Raw genomic sequence first — 23,437 nt, 5'->3', positions numbered from 1 at the left:
GCCTTTCGGTTGCCACCGGACCTCCCGCATCACGCTGTCCAACAGCGCCGCCTGGAGGGCCCCCACCGTCATTGTCAGACCCTGCTGGTCAACTTTCCTGGTGGTTGTTCTTTGTTCTCAAAGCTAGGCCAGCCACATGGCTTTTTCAAACATTTGTTCTAGCGAGTCTCGACATTGTTCGTTGATAAGTGCTAAAACTGAACCAGCAAAGTTCGAACATGTGTTCTAGTCCGCGTCCTTCCCGTTCGAAGGTGGCACCGGAAAACCAGATCCGGGGTGATCTTCGGAAGGTGGCCGCGGCGGGTGCGGAAGGCGGTACTTCCGCCGGCGCCCGGCCGGTTTGGTTGCAGCACAGTATTGGTCCAGGAGGGCTAAGTTCATGTCAGCTTTATCTCTTCCCCAGGTATCCCGTCCGCGGCAGGCCCCCATGCAGCAGTTGCTGTCCCGCCGCCAATCAGCACGCCGTGTCCGTCAGGCGCCGTCCGGCAGGATTAGGCTGACCCGCCGCGGCAGGCTCGTCCTGATCGGCATCCCGGCCATGCTCCTTGCTGTGCTCCTGCTGTCCCTGGCCGGACTCTTCAATGCCCCGGCCAAGGCCTCAGATTCGGCCGCGGAGCTAAGGCTGACACCCACCGTGACCGTGACGGTCCAGCCCGGCCAGTCCCTCTGGGCCATCGCGGGAGAAGTCGCTCCAGGCCGCGACGCCCGCGACGTTGTCGCGGACATCGTGCAGCTCAACAATCTTGCGGCGGGTGCCGTCGTGCCCGGCCAGCAGCTTTACGTCCCCACCCACTGACGGGGCGGCCCCGGCCGCGCGGAGCCACGCCGAGGGCGAACAGAAGCTGTCACATTTTCCGGTCTTTACCGAGGCAACTAAACTGTTCAGGTGAACGACCAGCTAGAACGTCTGAACCGGCTTCCCCTCCGCAGCAACCTTCGCGGGCTCACCCCCTACGGGGCGCCCCAGCTGGATGTCCCCATCCTCCTCAACGTCAACGAGAACACCCATGGCGTCCCGGCCGATGTACGCGCAGCCATCACGGCCGCCGTAACCGAGGCTGCGGCGGGTCTGAACCGCTACCCGGACCGGGAATTCACGGATCTTCGTCGCGCGCTTGCCGAATACCTGGGACACGGACTGGACGAGTCCAACCTGTGGGCAGCCAACGGGTCCAACGAGGTCCTGCAGCAAATCCTCCAGGCGTTTGGCGGCCCTGGCCGCACCGCCCTCGGATTCCCGCCCACGTATTCCATGTACCCCCTCCTGGCCAGCGGCACGGACACCCGCTACATCACCGGCGAACGGGCGGGGAACTACGATCTCACTGCCGAATCCGCAGCCCGCCAGGTCAGGGAATTGCAGCCGAACATCGTGTTCCTTTGTTCCCCGAACAACCCCACCGGGACCGGACTCGGCCTGGACGTCGTGGAGGCCGTCTACGACGCGGGGGAGGAAAGCCAAACCATCGTGATCGTGGACGAGGCATACCACGAGTTTGCCCACGAGGGCACGCCCAGTGCCCTGACCCTGCTGCCCGGCAGGGAGCGGCTGATCGTCTCCCGCACCATGAGCAAGGCCTTCGCCCTCGCGGGCGCCCGGCTTGGATACATGGCTGCAGCCCCGGAAGTCACCGACGCCCTCCGCCTGGTGCGGCTGCCGTACCATCTCTCCGCCATCACGCAGGCCACGGCCCTCGCTGCCCTCGAGCACCGGGAGGCGCTGATGGCCGAGGTTGAGGACATCAAGAAGCAGCGGGACCGCATCGTCGAAGGCCTGACGCGGATGGGCCTCACCCCCGCTGCCTCCGACTCCAACTTCGTCTTCTTCGGCGGCTTGGAAAACCCGCACCAGGTCTGGCAGGAGCTGCTGGATGCGGGCGTGCTGATCCGGGACGTCGGAATCCCGGGCCACCTCCGGGTCACGGCGGGCACTGAGGCGGAAACCACAGCGTTCCTCACGTCGCTGGAACGCATTCTTGCCGGACAGGCCGCGCTTCCCGCCTAGACTTGATACAGCGGCTTCCGGGTGCAGCAGTGCTGGACGCCTTGAACCAACCACTCCCCAAAAGGAACCTTCACCATGACTACCACCGGATCGAACGCCGCCGAGGCCAGGACTGCCCGCATGGAGCGGGCCACCAGCGAGTCGTCCGTGCTGGTGGAAATCAACCTTGACGGCACCGGCGTTTCGGACATCGATACCTCCGTGCCGTTCTACGACCACATGCTCACGGCCTTGTGCAAGCACTCGCTGATCGACATGACCGTCAAGGCCACCGGCGACATCCACATCGATGTCCACCACACGGTGGAGGACGTCGCGATCACCTTCGGTGAGGTCCTGCGCTCGGCGCTCGGCAACAAGGCCGGCATCCGCAGGTTCGGTGAAGCCACCGTCCCGCTGGACGAGGCACTCGCCCACGCCGTGGTCGACGTCTCGGGCCGGCCCTACCTGGTGCACGGCGGCGAGCCGGCAGGCCAGGAATACCACCTGATCGGCGGCCACTTCACCGGGTCCCTGACCCGGCACGTCTTCGAAGCCATCACCCTGCACGCCGGGATCTGCCTGCACATGAACGTGCTTGCCGGCCGAGACCCGCACCACATCGTCGAGGCGCAGTTCAAGGCCTTTGCCCGCGCCCTGCGTGCCGCCGTCGAACCCGATCCCCGAGTTGAGGGCATCCCTTCCACCAAGGGCGCGCTGTGAGCGGGCAGGTCCTTAAGGACGGCGCCATCGTCGATCCCTCCGCCTCGCGGAAGCTCCCTTCGCCGGAGGGCAAGCCGACCGTCACCGTGCTGGACTACGGCTCGGGAAACGTCAGGTCCGCCGTGCGTGCCCTGGAGCGCGCCGGCGCCGAGGTGATCCTCAGCGCCAAGCCGGAGGATGTGCTCAACGCTGACGGCCTGGTGGTGCCCGGGGTGGGCGCCTTCGAGACCGTCATGCGCGAACTCAAGGCCGTGGACGGTATCCGTCTCATTGGCAGGCGCGTTGCAGGGGGCCGCCCCGTGCTGGGCATCTGCGTCGGCCTCCAGGTCCTGTTCGAAGCAGGCGTGGAGCACGGCACCGAAGCCGAAGGCATCGGCGAATGGCCCGGCAAGGTGGAGGCGCTGCCGGCCGACGTCGTTCCGCACATGGGCTGGAACACCGTCAAGGTGCCGGAAGGCTCCAAACTCTTTGCCGGCGTCGAGAATGAACGGTTCTACTTCGTGCACTCCTACGGCGTGCAGGAATGGAACTTCGACGTCATCCAGCCCCGGATGGCGCCGCCCCTGGTCACCTGGTCCGAACACGGAGGCCCGTTCATCGCCGCCGTCGAAAACGGCCCGCTGTGTGCCACGCAGTTCCACCCGGAAAAGTCCGGCGATGCCGGCGCCCGGCTGCTCCGCAACTGGGTGGAAGGGCTGCGCAAGCCCGCCGCCGGCCAGCCCGGGACCAGCGAAACCACCGGCACCGGCAGCGACGCCTGAATGTGGTCCGTCCTGCTGATGGGCCTTGCCGGACTCCTGATCGGCGGCGCCATCTCTTTCCGGCAGCAGCACAAGCCGTTATGGACGCAGGTTGCGTTCTACGTCTTGGCCGCGATGTCGCTGCTCGCCGCGTACCTGCTGACTCTCCCTGCCGGCTGACCGCCATCCGGCCCTCCGTTTGCCTCGACAGAACCAACACCAAGGATGAGTATGACCACCGCATATGACCTGCCGGTACTTGAACTGCTGCCCGCCGTTGACGTCGTCAATGGGCAGGCCGTCCGGCTCGTCCAGGGCGAGGCGGGCAGCGAGACGAGCTACGGCACCCCTCTCGAAGCGGCGCTGAACTGGCAGCAGCAGGGCGCTGAATGGGTGCACCTGGTGGACCTGGACGCAGCTTTCGGACGCGGCTCGAACGCGGAGCTGCTGCGCGAAGTGGTGGGCCGCCTGGACATCAAGGTTGAACTCTCCGGTGGCCTCCGCGACGACGAAACGCTGGAAGCAGCCCTCAACCTGGGCGTAGCACGCGTCAACCTTGGTACCGCTGCCCTGGAAAACCCCGAGTGGACGCAGCGGGCCATCGAACGTTTCGGCGACAAGATCGCCGTCGGGCTGGACGTCCGCGGAACCACGCTGGCCGGCCGCGGCTGGACCAAGGAAGGCGGCGATCTCTGGGACGTCCTGGACCGCCTCGAGGAGGCCGGATGCTCCCGGTACGTCGTCACGGACGTTACCAAGGACGGCACGCTCCAGGGCCCCAACGTCGAACTCCTGCGCCAGATGGTGGAGAAGACCGGCAAGCCCGTCGTCGCCTCCGGCGGCATCTCGAGCCTTGACGACCTTAAGGTGCTGCGTTCGCTCGTGCCGCTGGGCGTGGAAGGTGCCATCGTGGGCAAGGCCCTCTACGCCGGAGCCTTCACGCTCCCCGAAGCCCTCGACGTCGCAGGCCGCCGCTAGGCGCCGGGAGGACCGCCGCGCCATGCCAGCTTCAGAAGGCCAGTCCAGCTCCAGCGACCTGCCCGGTTCCGGCAGGCCCGACACCGGCAGGCCCGGAACCCCGGCCGCGCGCCAGTTGCCGGGACACATCGCCGCTGCACTGGCTGGGGCGGGCGGGACCACGGATTCCGCGGGCCAGCCGTGGGCCGGGCGCAGCCTTGCCGGGGAAGACGCCCGGATCCACAACTTCGAGGACGACGACGGAACGGCCGATGCAGGCTACCTCGCCGCCGTTGCCGGGCTCCGGAAGGGGACGGGCGGCGAGGCGGACGTGGTCGCCGCCCTGGCCACAGCAAGGGTCTTCATCCCTATCGTGGCCCAGCTTGCCGAGGAAGCGGAAACCGGCCACGGCCTGCACGCCGACAAGCAGGCAGACATGGCTCTGGTCACCCTCCGGGCTGCCGACGGGCGGACTGCCCTTCCCGCCTTCACGTCGGCCGCGGCCCTGGCCGCCTGGCATCCGGAGGCGCGGCCGGTAGCTGTGTATGCCGCGCGGGCAGCGCTCTCCGCAGTGGCAGAAGGCGCCGAACTCGTAGTCCTGGACCCGGGAGCGGACCTGACGTTCGTGGTACGCCGGCCCGCCGTCTGGGCGCTGGCCAAGCAGCAGGAGTGGACCCCGTCCTACCACGATCCGGAACTGGCCGCCGAGATGGGCCGCGGAGCGCAGGCCTTTCCGGCCGTCCGCAGCATCGAGCTCAAGCCCGGCGGGGGAGTGCAGACCCTGGCGGCCGACGGTTCACTGGTTGCCGGCGGCGGCGCCGGGCCGGAGCTGCAGGTGGTGCTGTACCTCGAGGACGGCCTCGATGCCCCCGCGGTGCAGGCGCTGGTGGCCGGGCTCCAGGCGGAGTGGTCCCGGAATGTATTGTTTGGAGAGCGCGTGGACTCGCTGGAAATCAAGCTGAGGCGCGCTTCCCACTAGCTCCAGACTGCGGGTGATCCCCGGGCAGGCTGCGGCATACCTGGAGGATCGCTTCGTGAATTTCACTCTCTACCGGGAGTTGCTTGCCGTCCGGCCCATCCGGCGCCTGCTGCTGGTGGGCATGGTTGCCCGTATTCCCCATTCCGCAGCCGGCGTGCTGCTCACCCTGCACATCGTCCTCACCCTGGGCGAAGGCTACGCGGCGGCCGGTGCAGCCGCAGCGGTGATGACCATCGGCATTGCCTTGGGCGCTCCCTGGCGCGGGCGCCGTGTTGACACTGCCGGCCTGCGTACTGCGTTGATTCCTTCTGTGGTCTCGGAAACCGTCATCTGGTCGGTAGTGCCCCACGTGTCGTACCAGTGGCTGCTTCCCCTTGTCTTCGTGGGCGGCATGTTGACGCTGCCCATTTTCAGCGTGGTGCGCCAGTCGCTGGGGGTCCTGGCCGACTACGGGCAGCGCCGCACCGCATTTGCCCTGGATGCGATCAGTACCGAAGTCGTGTTCATGATCGGGCCTGCCGCCGGCGCTGTGGTGGCCACCAGCGGCTTCACCACTGCCGGCCTGACCGTGGTGGGCGTGTCCACGTCCCTCGCCGGGCTGTTCCTGATGTGGTTCAACCCGCCCACCCGCAGCACGGAGGAAACGCGGGAGAGCGCGGAGGACCAGCTCCATGCAGCCGAAGCCGCCGTCGTGTCAGCCGCCCCGGCGCACGTACAGGAAGCTGCCGCCGGGCTGGTGCCTGCCGGAACCGTGGATTCGGCCGGCCTGCGGGCCAAGGTGGCCGGCAACTTCGCCTGGTTCACGTCCACGGTGGCCGCCGTGTTTGCTGTGGCGGCCGGCGCCGGAATGGTCCTCAGCGGGACGGACGTGGGCATTGTCGCGGCGCTGGAGACCGGCGGGCACCAGCGCGACATCGGCGTCGTGTTCCTCTTTTGGTGTGCGGCATCGGTGGCGGGCGGGCTCCTCTACGGTGCCATGCACCGGCCCGTTCCGCCCGTGATCCTGCTCCTGGGCATGTCCGCGCTGACGGTGCCCATGGCGTTCGCCCATGACACGTGGAGCCTTGCCCTGGTCTCCCTGCTGCCCGGCATCCTCTGCGCCCCGGTGCTGTCCGCCGCGTCCGAAAAGGTCGCGGACCTCGTGCCTGAGGAGCGCCGCGGGGAGGCCATGGGCTGGTACGGCTCGGCCCTGACCGCGGGGGTGGCACTTGGTTCACCGCTGGCCGGCGTCTCCATTGACGTGATGGGACCGTCCGGCGGCTTTGTCTCCGTCGGTGCTGCCGGGGTGGCATTGTGCCTCGTGGGGCTGGTTCTCCAGCTACGCCGCCGCCGCCGGGCGGCCGCCTGAGCCATTCCCCCGGTCATCGATTGCTCCATAACTGGCCTTTTGGCCCCGCTAAACGGCAGTTATGGAGCAGTGAATCGTGTTAAAGCACGACGGCGGGGCCGCCTCCAAAGGCCGTCCCGCCGTCGTTCGTTTGCAGTGGGGCCCTGCGTTAGTTGACTGCCCCGGTGTACTTCTCGCCGGGCCCCTTGCCGGGCGCGTCCGGGATCAGGGATTCCTCACGGAAGGCAAGCTGCAGGGACCGCAAGCCATCGCGCAAGGGACCGGCATGCTGCGAGCCGATCTCAGGGGCGGCGGCAGTGACCAGGCCTGCCAGGGCAGTGATCAGCTTCCGGGCCTCGTCAAGGTCCTTCAGTTCGGCCGCGTTCTCCTCTGCGGCCAGGCCAAGCTTGACGGCCGCCGCGCTCATCAGGTGCACGGCCGCCGTGGTGATGACCTCGATGGCGGGAACTTCCGAGATGTCCCGGATCTGCGCGGAGACATCCGGGGCAGCCCCGGCTCCATCCCCGGCCGCCTCGAAAACGTATGAATTACTGTCTGGGGTGCTCATACTGGTAAGCTTGACACAGACCGACTGGATGTCGTTATTTCAGGGATTGTCCCAAGCAATCAGGTTCCCAGCAGCGCTTCGCAGCGTTGACGGGAATTTTTTCCTGTAGAATGGCATGCAGTTTGCAAGCGGAGTTCTCTCCCACCCGCGTCGGCCGTTGTCGTTGAGGTTCTCCGGAACCGTTCAAGGACGCAAGGTTGCCGGGTACCAGGTTGGGCATTGGGCCGGACATGTTCCGGAGCCATGCAGGTACATCCAGCAGTGGATGCGCCGCCATACCTATCGAGGCCTTCGATTGCTCCGGCAATTGGGGGCCTTCTCTATTTGCCGGAAAACAACAACAAACACAGGAGCTTTAACATTAGCGAGCCAAGAATCAATGAGCGTATCCGCGTCCCCGAGGTGCGGCTGGTCGGCCCTGCAGGTGAACAGGTAGGAATCGTCCGTATTGAGGATGCCCTCCGCCTGGCTGCCGAGTCCGACCTGGATCTCGTTGAAGTTGCACCTCAGGCGAAGCCTCCGGTGTGCAAGCTGATGGACTTCGGCAAGTACAAGTACGAGGCCGCGGTCAAGGCACGCGAAGCCCGGAAGAACCAGACGAACACTGTTCTGAAGGAAATCCGCTTCCGCCTGAAGATCGACACCCACGACTACGAGACGAAGCGCGGGCACGCCCTGCGCTTCCTCGGCGCCGGGGACAAGGTCAAGGCCATGATCCAGTTCCGTGGCCGCGAACAGCAGCGTCCGGAAATGGGCATCCGCCTGCTCCAGCGCTTCGCGGACGACGTCGCCGAAGTCGGCGTGGTGGAGTCCAGCCCCCGCATCGACGGCCGCAACATGGTCATGGTGGTTGGTCCGTTGAAGAACAAGGCGGAGGCCAAGGCAGAAGCGCGCAGGGCCACCCAGCGCGCAGAGGCCAAGGCACAGAACGAAGCCAAGGCCGCGGGGCGCGTTGACACGTCCGGTCAGGACCAGGCCCCCATGACGCAGTCACTGGCGGACCTCCTGCCCGAGGGTTTCACCGTTTCGACCGAGCCGGAGGCAGCTCCCGCTGAAGCGCCTGCCGCCGAAACACAGGCGGCCGAGGCTCCCCAGCAGGAGGCTCCCCAGCAGGAAGCCCCCAAGGCTGCGCCGAAGCAGGAGGCTCCGAAGCAGGAAGCCCCCAAGGCCGCGCCGAAGCAGGAGGCTCCCAAGGCTCCCGCCCCGGCCGCCAAGCCTGCTGCAGCGCCGAAGCCGGAAGCTGCGGCGCCCGCCCCCTCGGCGCCCAAGCCGGCCGCCGTGCCTGCTCCGCCGAAGCCGGTGGCACGGCCCGCCGCGCCCAAGCCTGCTGCCCGACCTGCCCCCAAGGCAGTGCCGAAGCCGGCCGGCAAGAAGACCAACTAGTTCATAGCTGCCGGAGGATTTTTCTCCGGCAGTCAGCAACCAGCATGCTGCCCGCAGGGGTGGCTGCGCGATAGAACTGCCAGCCCACGGGCCCGCAGAAACGTAAGGAGATCGGTTCCCATGCCGAAGATGAAGACCCACAGTGGTGCTAAGAAGCGCTTCAAGCTGACCGGCAGCGGCAAGCTGCGCCGCCAGCAGGCCAACCGCCGCCACTACCTGGAGCACAAGTCCACCCGCCTGACCCGCCGCCTCGCCGGCGACAAGATCGTCTTCAAGGGCGACGCCAAGGTCATCCGGAAGATGCTCGGCATCTAATTTCCAAGTTCTTTGACTGGCCGCCAGCCGGCGGTCCGTCACCTGCCAAACAGCCTTCTCAGGCCGCCGGAATACCGGCAGTAGATGCTTGGGATCAGATTTTCGAAGGAGTACGCACGTGGCACGTGTGAAGAGGGCGGTCAACGCCCACAAGAAGCGCCGGGTTGTTCTTGAACGCGCAAAGGGTTACCGCGGACAGCGTTCGCGCCTGTACCGCAAGGCCAAAGAGCAGCTGCTGCACTCGTTTGTGTACAGCTACGGTGACCGCAAGAAGAAGAAGGGCGACTTCCGCCGCCTCTGGATCCAGCGCATCAACGCTGCTTCCCGCGCCAACGGCCTCACCTACAACCGCCTGATCCAGGGCCTGAAGGCTGCCGAGGTTGAGGTTGACCGCCGTATGCTGGCCGAGCTGGCTGTCTCCGACGCCAACGCTTTCGCCGCACTGGTCCAGGTTGCCAAGGATTCCCTCCCGGCTGACACCTCCGCCAAGAAGGTCGCCGCAGCCTAGCAGCAGCTGGCCGCCCTTCCGTGAAGGGCTCCGTTCAGGAACAGGTGGCAGCAGCTACTACAGTTCTTCATATGAACGAAACCGGGCGCCCGCAAGATTTACCACTGTCCAACCCCCGAGCCGATCGGGTCAGGGACGTGGCAAAGCTTGCCGGGCGCCCGGCCCGTTTAAAGCGCGGCCAGTTCCTCGCCGAAGGTCCGCAGGCGGTCCGTGAGGCCCTCAAACTCCACCAGCAGCGCCTTGCCGCAGGAGCTCCCGGCGTGGTGACCGAGGTCTACGCCAGCGAGGCCTGCCTGGACCGCTTCCCCGAGTTCCAGCAGCTTGCCGAGGGCACCAACGCCCGCCTGGCCACGGACGAAGTCCTGGCGGCCATGGCGGACACGGTCAACCCGCAGGGGATCGTCGCCGTCTGCCGTTTCATCGACGTCACCCTGGCGGACGTGCTCGACGCCGGACCCCGCCTGATTGCCGTGCTCTGCCAGGTCAGGGACCCCGGTAACGCCGGGACAGTGCTGCGCGCTGCCGATTCCGCCGGTGCCGACGCGGTAATATTCACCGCCTCCAGCGTGGACATCTACAACCCGAAGGCCGTCCGCTCCACTGCCGGCTCGCTGTTCCACCTGCCCGTGGTCCTGGCCGCAGATCCGGCCGAACTTGCCGCGGCCTGCAGCGCACGGGGCATCGGTATCCTTGCAGCCGACGGTTACGGGCAACTGGACCTGGACGCGCTGCAGGACGAGAACGCCCGGCGCAGGCTCACCGGCGCGGGCCCGGAATCGGCCTACGACCTTGGAGCACCCACCGCCTGGTTCTTCGGCAACGAGGCGCAGGGCCTGTCGGACGAGGAGTTGCAGTTGGCCGACCACCGGGTGGCCGTGCCCGTCTACGGCGCCGCGGAAAGCCTGAACCTGGGGACGGCAGCGACGGTGTGCCTCTACGCCAGCGCCCGCTCCCAGCGGCGCGCTGAAGCTGCGGCGGGACAAGGGAGTGCGCGGTAGGAAACCGCAGGTTCTAAGGGTTCAGGAGAGGCTGCCCCGGGACAAAGAAAGGCCCCGGAAACTCCCGGGGCCCGATGGTTATTCGATGACAAAGCGGTCAGGGTGCGCGGGTAGCCTTTCCACGCCCGGTAACGGCTCCGTAGATGCCGGCAACAATGAGGCCGCCGACGATAGCGAGAATCCAGGTGCCGAGGTCGAAGAAGGCCAGATCGCCCTTGTTGAACAGGAGGCTGCCAATCCAGCCGCCAACAATGGCACCTACAACACCGAGGATGAGGCTGGTGACCCAGCCGCCGCCGACCCGTCCGGGCATAACGGCCTTAACGATGGCCCCAACGATCAGGCCCAAAATAATCCAAGCAAGAAAACCCATGTCTCCTCCTTATAGTGACCGGGATTAACAGTCCCGATGAGGCTCAAGCTAACATAAGCACCCCCGGAAAGTCAGTAGCCGCGCGGCCGCCCCTGCTGCATGGCCACGGCCGGCGTGGGTACGGTATTCAGTGGGCGGGCCCGTACGGGTCCCGCAATTCTTACTGTTCCGTAACCGGTGAAGAGGTGAAGCCCAGGTGGCTGCAAGCGGCGGTACCAAAGCGATTGTCGCGGCCCTCGCCGCGAACCTGACCATTGCGCTCCTGAAGTTCCTGGCGTACTTCCTGACGCTGTCCTCATCGATGCTGGCGGAAGCCATCCACAGCCTTGCCGACTCCGGCAACCAGTTGCTGCTCCTGCTCGGCGGCAAGAAGTCCCAGCGGGGCGCGAGCCCGGAGCACCCTTTCGGCTATGGCCGTGAACGCTACATCTACGCCTTCATCGTGTCGATCGTGCTCTTCAGCGTCGGCGGCCTCTTCGCCCTCTTCGAAGCGTGGCAGAAGTTCCAGCACCCGCACGGCATCGAGGGCGGGTTCTGGTGGGTTCCGCTGGCCGTGCTGGTGGGAGCCATCATCGCCGAATCCTTCTCCTTGCGGACGGCAATCATTGAATCGAACCACACCCGCGGCAAGCAGTCGTGGGTCAAGTTCGTCCGCAGCGCCAAGCAGCCTGAGCTGCCGGTGATCCTGCTCGAGGACTTCGGTGCCCTTCTTGGCCTCGTGTTTGCATTGATCGGCGTGGGCCTCACCCTGGCCACGGGCAACGGTATATGGGATGCCGCCGGCACCGCCATGATCGGTGTCCTGCTGGTGGCAATCGCCGTGGTGCTGGCACTGGAAACCAAGTCGCTGCTTCTGGGCGAGTCCGCGACACGGGAAGACGTGCAGCGGATCAGGACGGCCATCGAGTCCGATGGCGGCCGGATCATCCACTTGAAGACCCTGCACCTTGGCCCGGAGGAACTGCTCGTTGCGGCGAAGATCGCCGTCAGCAGGACTGCCACCGGGGAGGAAATCGCGCGGGCCATCGACGGCACCGAGGAGCGGATCCGCGCCGCAGTCCCTATCGCCCGCGTGATCTACCTGGAGCCCGACCTGCACCGTGCCGCAGCAGACGGGGCGGGCCAGGAACCCGCCGTCGCTGCTCCCCGTCCATAGGGACGGACAGCCGCCGGGCGTTGGCTGCCGGAACCCGGCCCCCGGGGAGCGGGCTCAGGCGGCGAGCGGCCTCTTGCGTTCCAGCAGGCCGCTGACAAGCGCGACGCCGAAGCCGAGGACGGCCAGGACGGCACCGACCAGGGCAGGGGCAACAAATCCCCAGCCCAGGGAGATCACGAGGCCGCCCAGGAACGCGCCCAGGGCATTGGCGACGTTCAGTGCGGCATGGTTCAGCGACGATGCCAGCGACGGCGCATCCGGCGAGGCATCCAGCAGCCGGGTCTGCAGCGCCGGAATCAGCATTGAACCGGCGGCTCCAATGACAAACACCATCACAAAAGCGCTCCACGCCCAGTGCGCTGCAACGGCATAGACCACCAGGGCGACGGCAATGGCCGGCAGGACGCGGTACAGGGTGCCCATGACAGACTTGTCCGCGAGGCGGCCGCCCAGGATATTGCCGGCTACCATGCCCAGCCCGTAGAGCGCCACGACGAGCGGAATCAGTGCCGAGGGGATGCCGGCCACAGCGGTCATGGTGTGTGCGATGTAGGTGTAGGTGGCGAAGAAGCCGCCAAAGCCCACAATGCCGACCAGCAGGGCCAGCCAGACCTGGAGGCGCTTGAGCGCCCCGAGTTCGCGGCGAATGCTCGCGTCCGGGTGGGCCTGGCGGAACGGCACAAACCGCCATACCAGCAGGAAGGCCAGCACGCCGATGGCTCCTACGAGGACAAACAGCAGGCGCCAGCCATAGGTTTGGCCCAGCCAGGTGGCGAACGGGACGCCGACGACATTGGAGACGCTCAAGCCTGCCATCACCATGGAGATGGCCCAGCCCCGCCGCGTGGGCGGCACCAGGGACGCTGCGATCACCGCTGCTACACCGAAGAACGCGCCATGCGGCAGGCCGGCGGCGAAGCGCGACACCAGCATCGTTCCGTAATCGGGGGCTGCGAAAGAGCTGAGGTTGGCAAGGGTGAAGAACAGCAGGAGCCCCAGCGCGAGCCTCTTTCTGGGCAGTTTGGCGCCGACGGCGGCCAGCAGGGGAGCACCGACCACCACACCCAGGGCATAGGCGGAAATCAGGTGCCCGGCCTCCGGGGTACTGATGGCCAGGCCCTGCTCCACCTCCTTCAGCAGGCCCATCATGGTGAACTCGGTGACGCCGATGCCCACGCCACCCATGGCCAGGGCAAAAATAGCCATGCCGATGCCAGGGGATGTGGTGGACGCTGCCGTGGACGATTGAAGAACGCTGCTCATATGCCTGCTTTTCGACTGCTGGAACTGAAACGGGCGGCTGCCACGGCAGTGGGGCAGAAGGTCCGGATGCGTCCGCTGACCCTGCGGGGCGCGGACGGTCTCCACAGAGGGGACGGGTGTTCCGGGACAGTCCATTGTCGCCCATAGAATGGGGCGGTGACTGGACTGATACAGGTGGTGGGCGGAGCGGTTGTGGACAGCCTGGCCGATCCGGCAGCCCTGCTGGTGGCCAGGCGAAGCGCGCCGGAGCACCTGGCGGGGCTGTGGGAGTTCCCCGGCGGGAAGGTGGAGCGGGGCGAAGAGCCCGAGGCGGCGCTGGTCCGCGAGCTTGCGGAGGAGCTGGGAATTGCAGTCCGACTGGGCCCGGAGCTGCCTTCCGGATCCGAAAACGGCTGGCCCCTGAACGATAGGGCCTGCATGCGCGTCTGGTTCGCCGCGATCACCGGGGGCGAGCCGTTGCCCCTGGAAGACCACGACGAACTCCGCTGGGTGGATCTGCGGGACAGCAAAGCCGTCCTGGGCCTGCCCTGGATCCCCGCCGACTATCCGATTGTCCAGGCGCTGCTGGAATCGGTGGCGGCACTGGTTTCCCCGTCTCCGGTGCAGGATTAGGCAGCGGCAGGACCTGGTCAACAGGGCTCCGCAAAAGCACCGGCAGCCGGAAAAGCCAGCTAGAACAGGGAGTCCTGCACCGTCGGCACGGACGCCGATGGAGCTGCGCCGGCGCCGCTTCCTACGGGAATGACACCGGCTGGGTACTCCGCCTCTTCGCCGCGCGGATCGTCCAGGTTCCGGTGGCTGAAGCCGGCAGAGTGCGCGAAGCCGTGCCGCGCCTTGAAGTACCGGACCTTGCCGGCGAGCCACGTCCGGTACTCCTTGGAAGCGTAGGAACCGGTCCCGTAGAGGCGCCGGTAGCGGCCCGCGAGTTCGGGGTGGTGTGCTGCGATCCACTTCATGAACCACTCACGTGTGCCAGGTTTCAGGTAGAGCGCGCCTGCGCTGACACCGGTGGCGCCGGCGGCGGCCAGCGAGCCGAAGAGGGCATCCAGGGCGTCGTCGCTGTCCGAAAGCCACGGCAGGATGGGCATCGCCATGACGCCGCAGGGAAGGCCGGCCTCGCGCAGCCGCGAGACGAGCTTGAGCCGCGCACGCGGCCCGGGGGTGCCGGGCTCGATGGCTTCGGAGAGTGCTTCGTCCGTCATGGCCAGGGAAATGCCCAGGCCCACCGGAACCTGGGTGGCTGCACTTTTGAGCAGCGGGATGTCCCGCGCGAGCAGGGTGCCCTTGGTCAGGATGGACAGGGGAGTGCCGGAGTCCGCGAGGGCGGAGATGATTCCGGGCATCAGCCGGTACCTTCCCTCGGCCCGCTGGTAGGGATCGGTGTTGGTGCCAAGGGCCACCTGCTGCCGCGTCCAGGACCGCTTGGCCAGTTCCTTCCGGAGCACCTCGCCGGCGTTGACCTTGACCACCACCTGGCTGTCAAAGTCCAGCCCGGCATCGAAGTCGAGGTAGGTGTGCGTCTTGCGGGCGAAGCAGTAGACGCAGGCGTGACTGCAGCCGCGGTAGGGATTGACGGTCCACTCGAACGGCATCCGCGATCCTGCCGGCACCTTGTTGAGCACTGATTTGGCGGTGACCTCATGAAAGGTGATACCGGCAAACTCCGGCGTGGTAACGGAGCGGACCAGCCCTGACAGCGGAAGCAGGGCCGCAGCAGGACCCTCCGCCGCGCCGGGATCCTGGACCAGGGCTTGTGCTTCCCATCTCATGACTTCCATTCGAAAACATGTTCGAATGGAAGTCAAGGCGGGCGCGCACGTCGGGGCCAGCTAGTACTGCAGTTCCCAGACGACCGTGACGGCAGCGTCCACCCGATTTTCGCCAGGCTCCACCGGCAAGCTCTCCACTGCTGCCGCCCGCTGCATCCCGCCAAGGGGAACCGGCCCCGCCGCCGGCCGCTGCTCGGACACCGACAACACCCGGCCCAGCGTGGCCGAGGCCAGGGCGGCGAACTGTTCGGCCGTCCGGAACGCGTCCTGCCAGGCGGACTCCCGGGCCAGTGCCCGCACGGATGAATCGTCGGAAACCACCAGCTGCAGGCTGTTCAACCGGACCGCGTCCCCGGCAGAGCCCACGGCTTCGGAGATGAGGCCGGGCGCCAGGGCGACGTTGCGGAGCCTGACGGAGATACTGCCGGCGGCGACGTAACCCACCACCTGCTGGCCTTCGCCCTCGCGCCAGGCGAGGTCGGCGCGGACGGTGAGGCTGGCGGTGCGGATATCAGCCCCGTCCACGCCACCGCTGCGGAGGGCGGCGGTCAGGGCCTGCATGCTGCTTCCAGCGGCAGAGTAAGCTTCCTCCACAGATCCGGCGCGGCATTCCACCCCCATCCCCACCAACATCACATCGGGCGGAGCCTCGGCCCATCCCGTTCCGGTGACGGTGATTGTTCCGTGGTTCCCGGCGGCGCCGCCGTTCATCAGGACCGCCTTCCGGCCCGGGCCGGGTAGCCGCCCGCGGCCAAGCCTGCCCGACGTTCAAAGACATTTGCCGTGCCGGGATTTCCGGCGCGGAGGACAGACCACCCGGCGGCAAGCAGGTACAGCGGGATGAAGGGCAGGCCCAGGCACCATGCGTACTGGCTGCAGTGCTTCTCCTCATGGCCCAGGAGCGCGGGACGGGACACGAGGTCCTCGGCCGAACCGCGGCACAGCACCACGTTGCCCAGCGTGTAGGCGTGGGCGAAGGGAAGGCGCCAACGGTAACCGGAGGCGATGACCAGCCCGTGCGGGCCATGGGTGATCCGGGTCCGTGCGGCGAGGGCGACGGCGAGCCCTGCCGGGGTGCTCCCGTTGAGGAGGTTCGCTGCCCGCCTGAGCTGCTGGGCCGTCGTCGGACCGTCAAAGGAACCCGCGCGCTGCCGCAAAGTCATGAGGCCATGGTAACCGGGCGCTTCAACTAGACTGGAGGGCAGTGGCCGCCGGTCCTGCCGGCGAGCCCTGACCTGGTCATTGAATGCGCTGACGCTCAGGGCATTCATCCATGACCTGCCAGCGACGGACGCGCCGGGCGGGAAACCGCGCACGGCTGCCCCGCCCGCCGGCAGCCACGACTCGTAGCTAAGAACAGTAGATGACTGAAACTTTGCCGGGCGCCGCCATCCCGAACCCCACGGATGAGGCAGCCATCAACGCCGCTGTAGACCAGGCCATCACCGCCATCGACGGTGCAGCCACCCTTGACGAGCTGAAGGCGGTGAGGCTGGCGCATACCGGTGAAAAGTCCCCCCTAAGCCTTGCCAACCGCGAGATCGGCCGGTTGCCCAAGGACCAGAAAGCGCTCGCAGGTAAGCTGATGGGCGCCTCCCGCGGCCGGGTCAACAAGGCGCTCGCCGAACGGAACGCAGTCCTGGAAGCCGAAAATGACGCCCGGATCCTGCTGGAGGAGACCGTGGACGTCACTGCGGCACCCCGCCGCCGCCGGGCGGGCGCCCGCCACCCGCTGTCCACCCTGCAGGACCGCGTGGCGGACATTTTCGTGGGCATGGGCTGGGAAATCGCCGAAGGCCCCGAGGTCGAATCCGAATGGTTCAACTTCGACGCCCTGAACTTCAAGCCGGACCACCCGGCGCGCGAAATGCAGGACACCTTCTTCGTGGAACCCCCCGAAGCCCACCTGTTGATGCGCACGCACACCTCCCCGGTGCAGGTGCGGTCCATGCTGGAGCGCGAGGTGCCCATCTACGTGCTGTGCCCCGGCAAGGTGTTCCGCACCGATGAGCTGGATGCCACCCACACGCCGGTGTTCCACCAGTTCGAAGGCCTGGCCATCGACAAGAACCTGTCCATGGCGGACCTGCGCGGCACCCTGGAGCACTTCGCCCGCCAGATGTTCGGCGACGAAGCCCAGATCAGGCTGCGCCCCAACTACTTCCCGTTCACCGAGCCCTCCGCCGAGCTGGACATCTTCCACCCCGGCGCCAAGGGCGGCCCGGCGTGGATTGAGTGGGGCGGCTGCGGCATGGTCAACCCCAACGTCCTGCGCGCCGCCGGCATCGACCCGGACGTCTATTCAGGTTTTGCCTTCGGCATGGGCATCGAGCGCACCCTCATGTTCCGCAATGAAGTGGGGGACATGAGAGACATGATCGAAGGCGATGTACGGTTCAGCGAGCACTTCGGGATGGAGATCTAACAGTGCGTATCCCACTTTCCTGGCTGCGTGAATTCGCGGCAGTACCGGCCGGCGCAACGGCCGAAGACGTCATGGCCGAGCTGGTCAAGGTTGGCTTCGAGGAGGAGGCGGTCCACCGCCCCACGGACACCCTGCAGGGCCCCATCGTGGTGGGCCAGGTCCTCAGCGTGGTCAAGGAACCCCAGACCAACGGCAAGACCATCAACTGGTGCCAGGTCCGCGTCGTCCCCGAAGGCCAGGAGCAGAAGCTCACCGGCAAGGGCATCGACCCCTCCGGCGTCCAGGGCATCATCTGCGGCGCCCACAACTTCGTTGAAGGCGACAAGGTGGTTGTCACCCTCCCCGGCGCCATCCTCCCCGGCGACTTCCACATCTCGGCCCGCAAGACTTACGGCCATCTCTCCGCGGGCATGATCGCCTCCGTCCGTGAACTTGGCATCGGCGAGGACCACGACGGCATCCTGGTGCTGTCCCGCATCGGCCTGGACCCGGAAGTGGGCACCGACGCGATGGAGCTCCTGGGGCTGTATGACCAGGCTGCGGAAATCAACGTCACCCCGGACCGCGGCTACGCTTTCTCCATCCGCGGGGTGGCCCGTGAATACGCGCACGCCACGGGGACCACCTTCACGGACCCGGCCACCAGGGTCCACGCCCCGGCAGAGCTTTCGGGCGGCTACGGCGTCAAGCTCAACGACGACGCGCCCATCTACGGCAAGCCCGGCTGCGACCGCTTCGTTGCCCGCACGGTCCGGGGGGTGGACGCCACCCGGCCCACTCCGCCGTGGATGGTCTCCCGGCTCCGGCTGGCAGGCATCCGTTCCATCTCCCTGCCGGTGGACATCTCCAACTACGTCATGCTCGAGCTCGGCCAGCCCACGCACTGCTACGACCTGGACACGCTTTCCGGCGACATCGTGGTGCGCCGTGCCGCGGCGGGGGAGAAGATCACCACCCTTGACGGCAAGGAACGCACCCTCGACGCCGAGGACCTGCTGATCACCGACGACTCCGGTGCCATCGGCATCGCAGGCGTGATGGGCGGCGCCGCAACCGAGGTGGGCGAGTCGACGTCGAACATCCTGGTGGAAGCGGCACACTTCGACGAGGTCTCCATCGGCCGTTCCCGCCGCCGGCACAAACTGCCCTCCGAAGCGTCCAAGCGCTTCGAGCGCGGCGTGGACTGGCAGGTGGCGGGCGTTGCCGCGCAGCGTGTGGTGGATCTTTTGGTGGAACTGGCCGGCGGTACCGCGGATGAAGCAGGGACCGACGTCGGCACCGCCCCGGAAACCATCACCATCGAGCTGCCCGCCGGCTTCGCCGCCGCGCGCATCGGCATCGACTTCACGGAGGAACAGATCGTCACGTCCCTGGAGGACCTGGGCGCTGTTGTGGTGAAGCACGACGGCGGCTGGACCGTTACGCCGCCGAGTTGGCGCAGCGACCTGGAGACCAAGGAAGACCTGACCGAGGAAATCGCGCGGCTGGTGGGCTACGACAAGATCCCGGCCACCCTGCCGGTGGCTCCTCCGGGCCGCGGCCTCACCCGGGTCCAGCAGCAGCGCCGGCGCCTGATCCAGGCCCTGGCCGACGCCGGGCTGACCGAGGTGCTGTCCTACCCGTTCGTCTCCAAGGCCGCGAACGACACCTTTGGCGTGGCTGAGCAGGGTGCGGAGCGCCCGGCGGTCAAACTCGCCAACCCGATCAGCGAGGAACACGGCTTCCTGCGCACCTCGATCCTGCCGGGACTGATCGAGGTAGCCAAGCGCAACCACTCCCGTGGCTTCCGCGACCTCGCGCTGTTCGAATCCGGCCTGGTGTTCCTGCCCGACGGCACTATGGGCACTGCGTCCATCCCGCCGCTTGGTGCCAAGCCCGCCGACGAGGTGCTGGATGCACTGTTCGACGGCGTCCCCGCCCAGCCGTTCCATGTCGCCGCCATCCTCACCGGCCACGATTCCCCGGCCGCCGCTGCGCACACGCCCCGCGCGTGGGACTGGGCCGACGCGCTCGATGTCGCCCGGCTTGCCGGTGACATCCTCGGCGTCGACCTCGTGGTCAGCCAGGGCAGCCACCAGGCGTTCCATCCCGGCCGGACGGCGCGGCTGGCGCTGCGCACCGGGGAAGTGGTGGGCTACGCAGGCGAACTGCACCCCAAGCTGCTCGCGGCGTCGGACATGCCCGCCCGCACCGTAGCCCTGGAAATCAATGCGGACGCCCTGTTCGACGCTGCGCCGGACGTGATTGTGGCCCGCCACATTTCCACGTTCCCCGTGGCCACGCAGGATGTGGCCCTGGTGGTCCCGGCCGACGTTCCGGCGGACGACGTGCTCGCCGCGCTGCGCGAAGGCGCGGGCGAACTCCTTGAGGACGTGGCGCTGTTCGATGTCTATGCGGGCAAGGGCATCGAGGAGGGCAAGAAGTCGCTGGCCTTCGGGCTCCGCTTCCGGGCCGCGGACCGCACCCTGACCGCGGACGAAGCCTCGGCAGCGCGCGAAAGCGCCGTTGCCCTGGCGGCAGAACGTTTCGGCGCCGTCCAGCGCTAAGTGCAGGCGTCCCCCGCCACAACAAGAAGTCCCCGCAACCGCATCGGTTGCGGGGACTTCTGCCGTTCGAGCCCCTTCAAGCTTTGCCGGTTAGGGGATCAGGAGGACCTTGCCGGTGGTCTTGCGGCCTTCCAGGTCGCGGTGCGCCTGGGCTGCCTGGCTCAAGGGGTAGCGGGCTCCGATCCGGACATTCAGGCTGCCATTGGCAGCGACAGCAAAGACCTCGTCGGAGCGCCAGCGCCGCTCTACGGCGTTCCGGAGGTAGTGGCCCATGGTGGGGCGGGTGAGGAACACCGAACCGGCGGCATTGAGCCGCTGCGGGTCGAAGGGCGGCACGGGGCCCGACGCGGCTCCGAACAGGACCAGCATTCCCCGGACACCGAGGGCGCTGAGGGACCCGTCGAACGTGTTGCGGCCTACGCCGTCGTACACCACGTCCACGCCCTTGCCGCTGGTGAGTTCGCGCACGTGGTGGGGAAAGCCTTCGTAGCGCAGCACGTGGTCCGCCCCGGCTTCGAGGGCGAGGGCTTCCTTCTCATGGTTGGACACCGTGGTGATCACCCTTGCGCCCTTGGCCTTGAGGAGCTGGATGAGCAGCAGCCCAACACCGCCCGCCCCGGCGTGCAGCAGCACGGTGTGCCCGGGCTCCACCTTGAAGGTTGAGTTGATCAGGTAGTGGGCAGTGATGCCCTGCAGGGGCAGGGCGGCGGCGGTGAAGACATCCAGGCCCTTCGGCACCGGAAGCGCGGCTTCCTCGTCAACCAGTGCGTAGTCGGCATAGCAGTTGACACCCTCCGCCGTAGCCAGGCGGTCGCCCACGGAAAAGCCGGTCACGCCCTCACCCACGGCCTCCACCGTGCCCGCGGCCTCCGACCCGGGGATGAAAGGGTAGGGCACTTTATAGGTGCCGCTGCGCTTGTAGGTATCGATGAAGTTCACCCCGGCTGCCCCGACCCTGAACAGCAGCTGGCCCGGACCCGGAACCGGCCGTTCAACCTCGGTGTACTCCAGGACTTCCGGTCCGCCTGCCTGCCGTGCGACGATTGCGTGCGTCATTGCTTCTCCTTTCCCGGGCGCATCTGCGGCCCGGCTGCCGAGACCCATCCTAGGGACCAGGTATGGCGGCAGGACAAGTGCCGGCCACCCTTCGGGCGGCAGTACAGGTGCATGCATAAATATCGATGCCAATGCATAACTATTGTTGTATAGTCGGGTGCATGACTATTTCTGTTGCGGTCTCCGGTGCCAGCGGCTACGCCGGAGGAGAGGTCCTTCGCCTCCTGGCTGGCCATCCCGGCGTGACCATTGGTGCCATCACAGCCCACAGCAACGCAGGCTCCCGCCTCGGCGAGCTGCAGCCGCACCTGCATGGACTCGCCAGCCGCATCCTTGAAGACACCACCGTGGCGAACCTGTCGGGCCACGATGTCGTCTTCCTCGCGCTGCCGCACGGCGCCTCCGCCGAAATCGCCGCCCAGCTGCCGGAGGGGACAGTGGTGATTGATGCCGGCGCCGACCACCGCCTCGAGGACCCCGCTGCCTGGGAAAGGTTCTACGGCTCCGCCCACGCCGGCACCTGGCCCTACGGGCTTCCGGAGCTGCCGGGACAGCGCGAGGCCCTCAAGGGCGCCACGCGGATCGCGGTCCCCGGCTGCTACCCGACGTCGGCGCTCCTGGCGCTGACCCCCGGGTTCGCCGCCCACCTGCTGGAACCCGACGACGTAGTGATCGTTTCCGCGTCCGGCACCTCGGGTGCGGGCAAGGCGGCCAAGGTCAACCTGATCGGCTCCGAGGTCATGGGATCCATGAGCCCCTATGGCGTGGGCGGCGGCCACCGGCACACGCCGGAGATTGAGCAGGGTCTTTCCAACGCGGCGGGGGAGAAAGTCACCGTTTCCTTTACGCCCACGCTTGCCCCGATGAGCCGGGGCATCCTCACCACGGCCACCGCCAAGGTCAAGGCCGGCACCACCGCCGCGCAGCTGCGCCTGGCATGGGCCGAGGCGTACGAGGACGAGCCGTTCGTGCACGTGCTGCCGGAGGGACAGTGGCCCACCACCAAGTCGGTCCAGGGTTCCAACCATGCGGCCATGCAACTGGCGTACGACTCCCACACGGGACGGTTGATCGTCACCTGCGTGATCGACAACCTCACCAAGGGCACGGCCGGCGGCGCCGTGCAGTCCATGAACATCGCACTCGGCCTGCCGGAAACCGCCGGCCTCAACCTGCAGGGAGTAGCCCCGTGACCATCACCACACCCCAGGGATTCCGGGCCGCCGGCGTCACCGCCGGACTGAAGGCCTCGGGTAAACCGGACCTCGCCCTGGTGGTCAATGACGGACCTTCCAAGGCCGCCGCCGCTGTCTTCACCAGCAACCGCGTGGCAGCAGCCCCCGTGCACTGGTCCCGCCAGGTGGTCTCCGACGGCCGCGTGGACGCCGTCATCCTCAATTCCGGCGGAGCCAACGCCTGCACCGGACCCACCGGCTTCCAGAACACCCACAGCACCGCGGAAAAAGTGGCCGAGGTCCTGGGTATTTCTGCCACCGACGTCTTTGTCTGCTCCACGGGCCTGATCGGCGAGCAGCTGCCGATGGACAAGATCCTGCCCGGCGTCGAGGCGGCAGCGGCCGCGCTCAGCACCGATGGCGGACCGGATGCCGGCACCGCCATCATGACCACGGACAGCGTGCCCAAGTCTGCGCTGTTTATTGGCACTGACGCCGACGGCAGCGAGTTCAGTATCGGCGGCATCGCCAAGGGAGCCGGCATGCTGGCTCCCGGCCTGGCCACGATGCTGGTGGTCCTCACCACCGACGCCGCAGTCGAGTCCGAAATGCTCGACGTTGTCCTGCGCGACGCCACGCGCGTCACCTTCGACCGTGCGGACTCCGACGGCTGCATGTCCACCAACGACACCGTGGTCCTGCTGGCCTCGGGCGCGTCCGGTGCCGTGCCCTCCGCCGAGGCCTTTGGTGCCGGGTTGACCCAGGTGTGCGCCGAGCTGGCCCGCAAGCTGATCGCGGACGCCGAGGGCGCCAGCCACGACATCGCCATCCGCACGTTCAACGCCGCCAGCGAAGCGGACGCCGAAACAGTCAGCCGCTCCGTGGCCCGGTCGAACCTGTTCAAGGCCGCCATTTTCGGCAAGGACCCCAACTGGGGCCGCGTCCTGTCGGCCGTGGGCACCACCGACGCCGCCTTCGAGCCGGACAAGCTCAACGTTGCCATGAACGGGGTCCAGATCTGCCGCAACGGCAGCATCGGCGACGACCGCAGCCTGGTGGACCTGGAGCCGCGCGAGGTCCACGTGGAGATCGACCTGCAGGCCGGCAACGCCGAAGCCACGGTCTGGACGAACGACCTCACCCACGACTACGTCCACGAAAACAGCGCCTACTCCAGCTAGGCCGGGCAGCG

General features: G+C 67.2%; 25 protein-coding genes. 18 read left to right on the top strand and 7 right to left on the bottom strand.

From position 1 onward, the window contains the following. The first annotated feature begins 427 nt into the window (after window positions 1-427). The 8 genes from AC3IMC_RS09040 (at window position 428) to AC3IMC_RS09005 (ending at window position 6,731) form a co-directional block, all read left to right on the top strand. Complete coding sequence (locus AC3IMC_RS09040; protein WP_490918396.1) at window positions 428-796, top strand: LysM peptidoglycan-binding domain-containing protein; 369 nt, start codon at window positions 428-430, stop codon at window positions 794-796. Between the two features lie 90 nt (window positions 797-886). Beyond that, on the top strand, window positions 887-2,005 hold the full coding sequence (locus AC3IMC_RS09035; protein ID WP_490918155.1) for a histidinol-phosphate transaminase: 1,119 nt from the start codon (window positions 887-889) through the stop codon (window positions 2,003-2,005). Window positions 2,006-2,080: 75 nt separating this feature from the next. Then, on the top strand, window positions 2,081-2,707 hold the full coding sequence (gene hisB / locus AC3IMC_RS09030) for an imidazoleglycerol-phosphate dehydratase HisB (RefSeq protein ID WP_490918154.1): 627 nt from the start codon (window positions 2,081-2,083) through the stop codon (window positions 2,705-2,707). Next, the gene (gene hisH, locus AC3IMC_RS09025; protein WP_490918152.1) at window positions 2,704-3,468 is read left to right on the top strand and encodes an imidazole glycerol phosphate synthase subunit HisH; all 765 of its coding nucleotides are present in this window, start codon (window positions 2,704-2,706) and stop codon (window positions 3,466-3,468) included. Before hisB ends, hisH begins: the two co-directional genes overlap by 4 nt. Next, window positions 3,469-3,627 (top strand): hypothetical protein, encoded by a 159-nt coding sequence (locus AC3IMC_RS09020; RefSeq protein WP_490918150.1) that lies wholly within the window; start codon window positions 3,469-3,471, stop codon window positions 3,625-3,627. Window positions 3,628-3,678: 51 nt separating this feature from the next. Further along, a complete protein-coding gene (gene priA, locus AC3IMC_RS09015) occupies window positions 3,679-4,425 on the top strand; it encodes a bifunctional 1-(5-phosphoribosyl)-5-((5-phosphoribosylamino)methylideneamino)imidazole-4-carboxamide isomerase/phosphoribosylanthranilate isomerase PriA (protein WP_490918148.1) in 747 nt (248 codons plus the stop codon). 22 nt (window positions 4,426-4,447) lie between these two features. Then, the gene (locus AC3IMC_RS09010) at window positions 4,448-5,383 is read left to right on the top strand and encodes an SseB family protein (protein ID WP_490918146.1); all 936 of its coding nucleotides are present in this window, start codon (window positions 4,448-4,450) and stop codon (window positions 5,381-5,383) included. Between the two features lie 55 nt (window positions 5,384-5,438). Continuing rightward, the gene (locus tag AC3IMC_RS09005) at window positions 5,439-6,731 is read left to right on the top strand and encodes an MFS transporter (RefSeq protein ID WP_490918144.1); all 1,293 of its coding nucleotides are present in this window, start codon (window positions 5,439-5,441) and stop codon (window positions 6,729-6,731) included. A 148-nt stretch (window positions 6,732-6,879) separates the two neighbouring features. Here the strand turns inward: AC3IMC_RS09005 and AC3IMC_RS09000 are convergent, their stop codons facing one another. Beyond that, window positions 6,880-7,278 carry a DUF1844 domain-containing protein gene (locus AC3IMC_RS09000; RefSeq protein ID WP_221384102.1) on the bottom strand — a complete coding sequence of 133 codons (399 nt, stop codon included), beginning with the start codon at window positions 7,276-7,278 and terminating at the stop codon, window positions 6,880-6,882. Window positions 7,279-7,680: 402 nt separating this feature from the next. Between AC3IMC_RS09000 and infC the strand changes: the two genes are divergently transcribed. The 4 genes from infC to AC3IMC_RS08980 all read left to right on the top strand — a co-directional run bounded on the left by infC (window position 7,681) and on the right by AC3IMC_RS08980 (window position 10,482). Continuing rightward, window positions 7,681-8,661 (top strand): translation initiation factor IF-3, encoded by a 981-nt coding sequence (gene infC / locus AC3IMC_RS08995; protein WP_490918142.1) that lies wholly within the window; start codon window positions 7,681-7,683, stop codon window positions 8,659-8,661. A gap of 120 nt (window positions 8,662-8,781) precedes the next feature. Beyond that, on the top strand, window positions 8,782-8,976 hold the full coding sequence (gene rpmI / locus AC3IMC_RS08990) for a 50S ribosomal protein L35 (RefSeq protein ID WP_221384100.1): 195 nt from the start codon (window positions 8,782-8,784) through the stop codon (window positions 8,974-8,976). A gap of 118 nt (window positions 8,977-9,094) precedes the next feature. Continuing rightward, complete coding sequence (gene rplT, locus AC3IMC_RS08985) at window positions 9,095-9,484, top strand: 50S ribosomal protein L20 (protein ID WP_018763610.1); 390 nt, start codon at window positions 9,095-9,097, stop codon at window positions 9,482-9,484. A gap of 71 nt (window positions 9,485-9,555) precedes the next feature. Then, window positions 9,556-10,482, top strand: coding sequence for a TrmH family RNA methyltransferase (locus tag AC3IMC_RS08980; RefSeq protein ID WP_490918139.1), 927 nt, complete (start codon window positions 9,556-9,558; stop codon window positions 10,480-10,482). Window positions 10,483-10,579: 97 nt separating this feature from the next. Here AC3IMC_RS08980 and AC3IMC_RS08975 read toward each other — a convergent pair whose 3' ends face one another. Continuing rightward, entirely contained in the window at window positions 10,580-10,855 is a 276-nt protein-coding gene (locus AC3IMC_RS08975; RefSeq protein ID WP_454485975.1) for a GlsB/YeaQ/YmgE family stress response membrane protein, read from the bottom strand. A 196-nt stretch (window positions 10,856-11,051) separates the two neighbouring features. Here AC3IMC_RS08975 and AC3IMC_RS08970 point away from each other — a divergent pair, with 196 nt between their 5' ends. Continuing rightward, entirely contained in the window at window positions 11,052-12,011 is a 960-nt protein-coding gene (locus tag AC3IMC_RS08970; RefSeq protein WP_490918136.1) for a cation diffusion facilitator family transporter, read from the top strand. Window positions 12,012-12,065: 54 nt separating this feature from the next. Here the strand turns inward: AC3IMC_RS08970 and AC3IMC_RS08965 are convergent, their stop codons facing one another. Continuing rightward, window positions 12,066-13,274 carry an MFS transporter gene (locus tag AC3IMC_RS08965; RefSeq protein WP_490918134.1) on the bottom strand — a complete coding sequence of 403 codons (1,209 nt, stop codon included), beginning with the start codon at window positions 13,272-13,274 and terminating at the stop codon, window positions 12,066-12,068. A gap of 156 nt (window positions 13,275-13,430) precedes the next feature. Here AC3IMC_RS08965 and AC3IMC_RS08960 point away from each other — a divergent pair, with 156 nt between their 5' ends. Beyond that, window positions 13,431-13,886 carry a (deoxy)nucleoside triphosphate pyrophosphohydrolase gene (locus AC3IMC_RS08960; RefSeq protein ID WP_490918132.1) on the top strand — a complete coding sequence of 152 codons (456 nt, stop codon included), beginning with the start codon at window positions 13,431-13,433 and terminating at the stop codon, window positions 13,884-13,886. 59 nt (window positions 13,887-13,945) lie between these two features. Here the strand turns inward: AC3IMC_RS08960 and AC3IMC_RS08955 are convergent, their stop codons facing one another. Genes AC3IMC_RS08955 through AC3IMC_RS08945 form a run of 3 tightly spaced genes read right to left on the bottom strand, consistent with a single transcriptional unit; the run spans window position 13,946 to window position 16,206 of the window. Then, window positions 13,946-15,043 (bottom strand): Rv2578c family radical SAM protein, encoded by a 1,098-nt coding sequence (locus AC3IMC_RS08955; RefSeq protein ID WP_490918130.1) that lies wholly within the window; start codon window positions 15,041-15,043, stop codon window positions 13,946-13,948. Window positions 15,044-15,103: 60 nt separating this feature from the next. Continuing rightward, complete coding sequence (locus tag AC3IMC_RS08950; RefSeq protein ID WP_490918129.1) at window positions 15,104-15,754, bottom strand: SIMPL domain-containing protein; 651 nt, start codon at window positions 15,752-15,754, stop codon at window positions 15,104-15,106. Then, a complete protein-coding gene (locus AC3IMC_RS08945) occupies window positions 15,754-16,206 on the bottom strand; it encodes a hypothetical protein (protein WP_490918127.1) in 453 nt (150 codons plus the stop codon). Before AC3IMC_RS08945 ends, AC3IMC_RS08950 begins: the two co-directional genes overlap by 1 nt. A 200-nt stretch (window positions 16,207-16,406) precedes the next feature. Between AC3IMC_RS08945 and pheS the strand changes: the two genes are divergently transcribed. Together pheS and pheT are read left to right on the top strand one after the other, a co-directional pair. Next, window positions 16,407-17,468 (top strand): phenylalanine--tRNA ligase subunit alpha, encoded by a 1,062-nt coding sequence (pheS, locus tag AC3IMC_RS08940; protein ID WP_490918126.1) that lies wholly within the window; start codon window positions 16,407-16,409, stop codon window positions 17,466-17,468. A gap of 2 nt (window positions 17,469-17,470) precedes the next feature. Further along, entirely contained in the window at window positions 17,471-20,014 is a 2,544-nt protein-coding gene (gene pheT, locus AC3IMC_RS08935; protein WP_490918125.1) for a phenylalanine--tRNA ligase subunit beta, read from the top strand. Between the two features lie 90 nt (window positions 20,015-20,104). Here pheT and AC3IMC_RS08930 read toward each other — a convergent pair whose 3' ends face one another. Beyond that, window positions 20,105-21,070 (bottom strand): quinone oxidoreductase family protein, encoded by a 966-nt coding sequence (locus AC3IMC_RS08930; protein ID WP_490918123.1) that lies wholly within the window; start codon window positions 21,068-21,070, stop codon window positions 20,105-20,107. A gap of 161 nt (window positions 21,071-21,231) precedes the next feature. Between AC3IMC_RS08930 and argC the strand changes: the two genes are divergently transcribed. Continuing rightward, complete coding sequence (gene argC, locus AC3IMC_RS08925) at window positions 21,232-22,263, top strand: N-acetyl-gamma-glutamyl-phosphate reductase (RefSeq protein ID WP_490918122.1); 1,032 nt, start codon at window positions 21,232-21,234, stop codon at window positions 22,261-22,263. Next, window positions 22,260-23,426 (top strand): bifunctional glutamate N-acetyltransferase/amino-acid acetyltransferase ArgJ, encoded by a 1,167-nt coding sequence (argJ, locus tag AC3IMC_RS08920; RefSeq protein ID WP_490918120.1) that lies wholly within the window; start codon window positions 22,260-22,262, stop codon window positions 23,424-23,426. The genes argC and argJ overlap by 4 nt, the downstream gene beginning before the upstream one ends. Window positions 23,427-23,437: the final 11 nt, after the last annotated feature.

The sequence above is a fragment of the Arthrobacter sp. E70 genome, assembly GCF_058266945.1.
Note: the sequence above shows the minus strand (reverse complement) of the source record. Positions and strands in the feature narration are given on the sequence as shown.

Excerpts from the sequence above, each read along its gene's own strand:
- AC3IMC_RS09040 (WP_490918396.1), top strand. The coding sequence starts at position 428 with ATGCAGCAGTTGCTGTCCCGCCGCCAATCAGCACGCCGTGTCCGTCAG.
- hisB (WP_490918154.1), top strand. The coding sequence starts at position 2,081 with ATGACTACCACCGGATCGAACGCCGCCGAGGCCAGGACTGCCCGCATG.
- AC3IMC_RS09020 (WP_490918150.1), top strand. The coding sequence starts at position 3,469 with ATGTGGTCCGTCCTGCTGATGGGCCTTGCCGGACTCCTGATCGGCGGC.
- priA (WP_490918148.1), top strand. The coding sequence starts at position 3,679 with ATGACCACCGCATATGACCTGCCGGTACTTGAACTGCTGCCCGCCGTT.
- AC3IMC_RS09010 (WP_490918146.1), top strand. The coding sequence starts at position 4,448 with ATGCCAGCTTCAGAAGGCCAGTCCAGCTCCAGCGACCTGCCCGGTTCC.
- AC3IMC_RS09000 (WP_221384102.1), bottom strand. The coding sequence starts at position 7,278 with ATGAGCACCCCAGACAGTAATTCATACGTTTTCGAGGCGGCCGGGGAT.
- rpmI (WP_221384100.1), top strand. The coding sequence starts at position 8,782 with ATGCCGAAGATGAAGACCCACAGTGGTGCTAAGAAGCGCTTCAAGCTG.
- AC3IMC_RS08980 (WP_490918139.1), top strand. The coding sequence starts at position 9,556 with ATGAACGAAACCGGGCGCCCGCAAGATTTACCACTGTCCAACCCCCGA.
- AC3IMC_RS08975 (WP_454485975.1), bottom strand. The coding sequence starts at position 10,855 with ATGGGTTTTCTTGCTTGGATTATTTTGGGCCTGATCGTTGGGGCCATC.
- AC3IMC_RS08965 (WP_490918134.1), bottom strand. The coding sequence starts at position 13,274 with ATGAGCAGCGTTCTTCAATCGTCCACGGCAGCGTCCACCACATCCCCT.
- AC3IMC_RS08955 (WP_490918130.1), bottom strand. The coding sequence starts at position 15,043 with ATGAGATGGGAAGCACAAGCCCTGGTCCAGGATCCCGGCGCGGCGGAG.
- AC3IMC_RS08950 (WP_490918129.1), bottom strand. The coding sequence starts at position 15,754 with ATGAACGGCGGCGCCGCCGGGAACCACGGAACAATCACCGTCACCGGA.
- AC3IMC_RS08945 (WP_490918127.1), bottom strand. The coding sequence starts at position 16,206 with ATGACTTTGCGGCAGCGCGCGGGTTCCTTTGACGGTCCGACGACGGCC.
- pheS (WP_490918126.1), top strand. The coding sequence starts at position 16,407 with ATGACTGAAACTTTGCCGGGCGCCGCCATCCCGAACCCCACGGATGAG.
- AC3IMC_RS08930 (WP_490918123.1), bottom strand. The coding sequence starts at position 21,070 with ATGACGCACGCAATCGTCGCACGGCAGGCAGGCGGACCGGAAGTCCTG.
- argC (WP_490918122.1), top strand. The coding sequence starts at position 21,232 with ATGACTATTTCTGTTGCGGTCTCCGGTGCCAGCGGCTACGCCGGAGGA.